This is a genomic window from Streptomyces sp. NPDC002845, from assembly GCF_053591955.1.
The window spans coordinates 1-2,562 of record NZ_JBSFUU010000206.1; the positions used below are offsets into that span (position 1 = coordinate 1).

Below are 2,562 nucleotides of genomic sequence, written 5' to 3' on the forward strand. Positions count from 1 at the left end.
CGAAATCCTCGATGTCTGCCGCAAGGAAATTCTCGCGTCACTGGCACACCACAACAGCGACCAGGTGGCGGCACGGAGCTCAGAAGCCTGACCGCGGCCGAGCGGCGCAAGCCCACGACGGGGGGCGCCGCTCGATGACGGAACATGGCCGTGAGCTCATGGATGAGGCACTTTCCAGAGCCCGCCTTGTACGAGCGGCCATCGCGTACATCGAAGGCCTGCACGTCAACAACCGCGATGACTTCTGCGGCGAGGCACGCGCCTTCGACATGGACCCCCTCCAGATCTTTATCGACCTGAGCGGGGTCAAATTCAGCGGTTGCGACGCCGCCGACTGGGTGCGTCGACGCCACCGCATCAACCTGCACACTTCCGACCACCGGCGCATCAACGCGCAGCTCACCCACGCCGATGAGGGGACGACGACGGCGCGCCTCCTCGATGGCCTGCGCGATCTTGTCGCTCACGTCGACGAGTTGCCGCCTGCCCCTGATGTCCGTGTCCCGGACCCCGGCGACCACGGTCTCCAGCAGGAGACCCTTCCGCGCGATGCCTACTTCGGTGAGGTCGAGCAGGTGGCCGCAGATCGGACGGTCGGCCGGATCCGTGCCGAGATACTCATGGGAGGACTATCCATTCGGTAGCCCTCTACCTGAGCCCCGCTGCCCCGACTGCCCGGCTATGCCGCCGTCGGTCCCGCCACCGTCCACCCCGGGGCCTGCGGGTGGGCGATGAGATCCTCGTGGTGGATCCGGTCGCCGCAGGTCGCGCAGGTGACTGTCGGGACGAGTTCGTTGCCGCAGGAGTGCTCGACGATCATGGGGCGGTCGTCGGCCGTGCGCAGATGGCGGTCGCCCCACGCCATCAGGGTCATCAGGACCGGTTCCAGCTCAAGGCCCGCCGGTGTGGGCCGGTACTCGAAGCGCTGCGGGCGCTCGCTGTACGCGCGCTTGGTGAGGATCCCGGCGTCGACCAGGCGGCGCAGCCGGGTGGCCAGGACGTCGCGCGGGGCCCCGATATTGCGCACCAACTGATCGAAGCGGCCGTTGCGCAGACATACCTCCCGCAGGACGAGCAGGGAGTACTTCTCACCGACGAGGGCGAGCGTGTCGGCGATCGAGCAGGGGCGGGGCTCTTTGGAGTCCTTGGTGGCGGCCATGGAGCCAGTCTAAGGACGCGATCGGTGGTGGGTTTGGTTTTCAGACTTACCGAGTTATGGTGAGTTTGGATTTCCTACTCACCGGTAGTCGCCCTCGTGCCCCACTGTGGAGGCCGCACATGCGTGACGCAGTCGTCGTCGAAGCCGTACGCACCCCGATCGGCAAGGGCAAGCCCAACGGCTCCCTCACCGATGTCCACCCCGTTGAACTCCTCGCCCACACCCTGCGCACCCTCGTCGCGCGCTCCGGTGTCGACCCCGCGCTGATCGACGACGTCATCGGCGGCACCGTCGACCAGGTCGGCGAGCAGGCCATGAACACCACCCGCTACGCCGTGCTCTCGGCGGGCTTCCCGGAGACGGTGCCCGCGACCACGGTCGACCGGCAGTGCGGCTCCTCCCAGCAGGCCGTGCACTTCGCGGCCCAGGGAGTCATGTCGGGGGCGTACGACCTGGTCGTCGCCTGCGGGGTCGAGTCGATGAGCCGGGTGCCGATGTGGTCCAACGTGCCGCCCGGCAAGGACCCGTTCGGCCCGGGTGTCGCCGCGCGCTTCCCCGAGGGACTCGTCCCGCAGGGCATCAGCGCCGAACTCATCACCGCCAAGTGGTCCCTCACCCGCGGACAATTGGACGCCTTCGCCGCCTCCTCGCACCACCGGGCCACCGAGGCCTGGCAGCGAGGTCTCTTCGACGCCGAGGTCGCGCCCCTGGACGGGGCCTCGCGCGACGAGTGCGTACGGCCCAGCAGCACGCCGGAGGTCCTCGCGGGACTCAAGCCCGCCTTCTACGACCCCGCGTTCGCCGAGCGCTTCCCGCAGATCGAGTGGAACGTGACGGCCGGGAACTCCAGCCCGGTCAACGACGGCGCCTCCGCCGTGCTGATCACCTCCAGTGAGACCGCGGCCCGCCTCGGTCTGCGCCCGCTCGCCCGGCTGCACAGCTTCGCCGTCACCGGATCCGACCCGCTGCTGATGCTCACCGGCGTGATCCCGGCGACCGAGAAGGTGCTGCGCAGGGCCGGTCTGCGCCTCGACGACATCGACCTGTTCGAGGTCAACGAGGCGTTCTCCAGCGTCGTCCTGGCCTGGCGTCAGGAGACCGGGGCCGATCTCGACAAGGTCAATGTGCACGGCGGCGCGATCGCCCTCGGCCACCCGCTCGGCGCGAGCGGCACCCGGCTGACCACGACCCTCGTCCACGCGATGCGCGCACGCGGCGCCCGCTACGCCCTCCAGACGATGTGCGAGGCGGGCGGCCTGGCCAACGCGATGATCCTGGAAGGCCTGGAGGCTTAGCGGGCCCGAAGATCGCCACGACTACCCACACGCCACCCGTCTGATGATCACCGCCGACGCGGGCGGCTCCAACGGCTACCGCACCCGCGCCTGGAAGAGTGAACTCGC

At 69.0% G+C, this 2,562-nt stretch carries 3 protein-coding genes and 1 pseudogene; 3 read left to right on the top strand and 1 reads right to left on the bottom strand.

Annotated features, from left to right (window positions below; genetic code table 11):
• The first annotated feature begins 134 nt into the window (after nucleotides 1-134).
• Nucleotides 135-644 carry a hypothetical protein gene (locus tag ACWD3C_RS48320; RefSeq protein WP_451155161.1) on the top strand — a complete coding sequence of 170 codons (510 nt, stop codon included), beginning with the start codon at nucleotides 135-137 and terminating at the stop codon, nucleotides 642-644.
• Between the two features lie 35 nt (nucleotides 645-679).
• On the opposite strand, the gene ACWD3C_RS48325 is transcribed toward ACWD3C_RS48320, so the two are convergent.
• On the bottom strand, nucleotides 680-1,159 hold the full coding sequence (locus tag ACWD3C_RS48325) for a winged helix-turn-helix transcriptional regulator (protein ID WP_451155163.1): 480 nt from the start codon (nucleotides 1,157-1,159) through the stop codon (nucleotides 680-682).
• A 119-nt stretch (nucleotides 1,160-1,278) separates the two neighbouring features.
• Between ACWD3C_RS48325 and ACWD3C_RS48330 the strand changes: the two genes are divergently transcribed.
• Entirely contained in the window at nucleotides 1,279-2,454 is a 1,176-nt protein-coding gene (locus tag ACWD3C_RS48330) for a thiolase family protein (protein ID WP_451155165.1), read from the top strand.
• Nucleotides 2,455-2,473: 19 nt separating this feature from the next.
• Nucleotides 2,474-2,562: pseudogene (locus ACWD3C_RS48335) on the top strand (ISAzo13-like element transposase-related protein); the annotation flags it as partial.